3 protein-coding genes are annotated in these 2,696 nt (G+C 72.0%); all 3 read right to left on the bottom strand.

Annotated elements, in window-relative coordinates:
• A partial coding sequence (locus AB1609_20505; GenBank protein ID MEW6048825.1) for a hypothetical protein occupies window positions 1-1,390 on the bottom strand: 1,390 nt, incomplete at its 3' end.
• 65 nt (window positions 1,391-1,455) lie between these two features.
• Window positions 1,456-1,866 carry a Holliday junction resolvase RuvX gene (gene ruvX, locus AB1609_20500; GenBank protein MEW6048824.1) on the bottom strand — a complete coding sequence of 137 codons (411 nt, stop codon included), beginning with the start codon at window positions 1,864-1,866 and terminating at the stop codon, window positions 1,456-1,458.
• A gap of 31 nt (window positions 1,867-1,897) precedes the next feature.
• A partial coding sequence (locus AB1609_20495) for a hypothetical protein (GenBank protein ID MEW6048823.1) occupies window positions 1,898-2,696 on the bottom strand: 799 nt, incomplete at its 5' end.

Raw genomic sequence — 2,696 nt, 5'->3', positions numbered from 1 at the left:
CCCGGGCGCCGAGCTTGACATCCCCAAAGTCGAGCGTGGCACCCAAACGCATGGCGGAGACGATGAGCGGCATCGCCCAGAGGTTCTGGGCGTACTCGCCGGTGAACGAAAGCCACGGAACGGGGGCATAGCGCCCGACGACGGAGGTGACCGTCGAACCCTCGTCAAGCTGCAAGAGTCCTGTTGGGCTCTCGCCGCCCCGGATGATGGCGCCGCCCACCACGACCTGGCGCGACAGCGCCAGCGACCCGTCCAACACCGCTATCGCCCGGCTCTTCTCCTGCTGCTCACCGGGCAGGCCCCCCTCAGGCGTCTGCTGGGCTAACACGAGGCCCGTCCGGGTATCCTTGCCCACCATGCGCGCTTCGATGCCCCGAAGCGTCAGGGCCTCTTCGTCGCCGCCCAGGGCGAACGCGCTGTTGAGCGGCGTCCAGACCCGGCCCACGCGGGCCCAGAGCCACCGGTCGGGCACCGGCCCCAGGAGCACGGCGCCAACCTCACTGGCCTCGCCCTCGCCCAGGCCAAGCTGGCCGTCCACGTCCCACCGGCCCGGGGCCACCGACCGTACGCCAAGGCGGTAAGCGGGGACAACCGCCGCGCCCCGGACCGCGGGAAGGTCCGGAAGAGCCCCATAGGTCGCCGCTTGCTCTCCCTGCTCGGCGGGTACGGCCGAGACGGCCCCGTCTCCGGCGGGGGCCACCCCGCCGGTCGTGTCCGCAGGATCGCCGGACCCGGCCGCCTCACCCGGTGTCGTCTCTCCCGCCGCCTGGGGCTTTTCAGCGACCTGCGCGGCCCCTGTCGCCGGGGCCTTTGCGCCCGTGCGGACGGAAACGGAGGCGCTCGGGCGGATCTCCAGAGGCTTTGCCGTCGATGCGCCCGGCTCTTCTGCCTTCCCGGCCCCATCTATCGTAAAGCCCAGCACCTTCAGTTCTTCCGACAACTCCCGCCCCAGGGCCGTGAGGATCTCCTGGAGGTGGCCCGCATCCGGCTTGTCGGCCCCTGCGCCGGCGAGCCGGCCCGGGAGGAGCACCTTCAGGCGCGCACCGGCCTCGGCACCCGGTCCGACCGCATCGGCCCGGCGGAATGCATCCACGAGCAGCATCGCAGCCTCGTAGCGGCTGATGGTGCGCTCGTCGTCGAACAGGCCCGGCGCGTACTCCACCACGAGTCCGGCCCTGATGAGTTCCTCGAAGGCCGCGTAGGCCCAGTGCCCCGCCGGGAGTTCCGCAAGAGGGCCATAAAGCGTCACGCCCGCAGGCGGCGCGCTTGGGCGCGCCGGCCCGCCGGCCGCCCCGGCATGGGCGCCGCCGCCGGCCAGAAGCGCCAGGATCAGCGCCACGGCCACCAACGCGCCGCGGCCCGCTGCCAGCCCCTCGAGTGGCATCGTCATCGTTCGGATCTATCCGACAGGGAGATTCGCCTGCGAACCGGCCGCGCCCTGCGGGAAATGATTCTTTAACCCGGCCCCTTCAGGTAGCGCTCGGCCAGGACGACGGCGGCCCAGTCGTCCACGGGCTCCGGTGGAAGGCGAAGCCCCACGGGCACGAATCTCCAGAGGCCCCGCGCAGGGTGGGCCTGGAAGTATCGCCGGCGGGCCTCAAGCGAGGTGAACGACTCGTCCACGACCCGAACCCCACCCAGAGCCCGCACCTCCGGCAGTTCGGCGAGCCGCCTGGCCGCATCGCCGGAACCGGTGCGGTTGCCGAGCACCACGGCCTCCGGTTCCAGCTGGCGAATGACCTGCGCCACCGTGTCCACCAGACGATCCACGTGCACGATGGTGCGAAACACGACGGCGCCTCCGTGCTCGACGACAGCCAGCCCGCACTTTTCGCGGCCCGGGTCAACCGCCATGATCCGCCGCATCCCCCTCGCCCCTCCCGTGCCGGCCCGGGTGTTACAGGTCAACCGGCACCTCCCAGGCCAGAAGGCCTCGCGGCGGCCGGCCGGCCACGCCCCAAAACTCCAGCTTCAACGAGGCTCCGCCTGCCTCTCCCGCAAGGGGAATCACCGACGCCACAAGCCACGCGGTGGCAGGCTCCCAACCGGCGCCGGCCGCCCAGACCCGCCCGACGGCTCCTCGCACGCCCGGCAGGTCCGGCCTCGGACTCCACGAGAGCGAACCCCAGGCGTACCCGGCATCGCCGGCATCCTCCAGCAGCCAGTCCGGGTCGGGCACCGCCCCGCTGTGCCAGCCCGCCCCCAGCTCAAGGCTCAGCGATGGGTATGGCTGCCACGCCAGGCTCACAAACTCACGGCTACCCGTTCCCGCCGAACTGCCGGCGGACGCCACCACCTCCCCGCCAAAAGATAGGTTCGCCCCGAGCATCCGCACTCCGCCCAACTGGACACCGGCGCCTCCTCGAATGTTCCCTTCGCCTTCGGCGGTCGCCCGGACGCCCCACCTGACCCCGCCGCGCAAGGGCCTCCGCTCCAACGCCAGCGCCATGTCGAAAAGGTAGCCATAAACCGTCCGGTCACCTGCAAGGAGCGCTGCTGTACCGCCGCCGACGCTGAGCCGTGGGGTGGCGGCGCGCCTTTCGGCCTCGTCCCTGGACCTCGCGGCCTCGTCTGCCAGGTGCGACGCCAGGCCCTGTTCGAGTTGCCCGACTTCGGCCAGGGCTGACTCCACCCGGGCCTCCAGGTCGCCGGCGGCCTGAAGGGCGCGGCCGGCGCTGCGCCCCACCGAGGCCACT

The sequence above is a fragment of the Bacillota bacterium genome, from assembly GCA_040754675.1.
GTDB lineage: Bacteria > Bacillota > Limnochordia > Limnochordales > Geochordaceae > Geochorda.
Note: the sequence above shows the minus strand (reverse complement) of the source record. Positions and strands in the feature narration are given on the sequence as shown.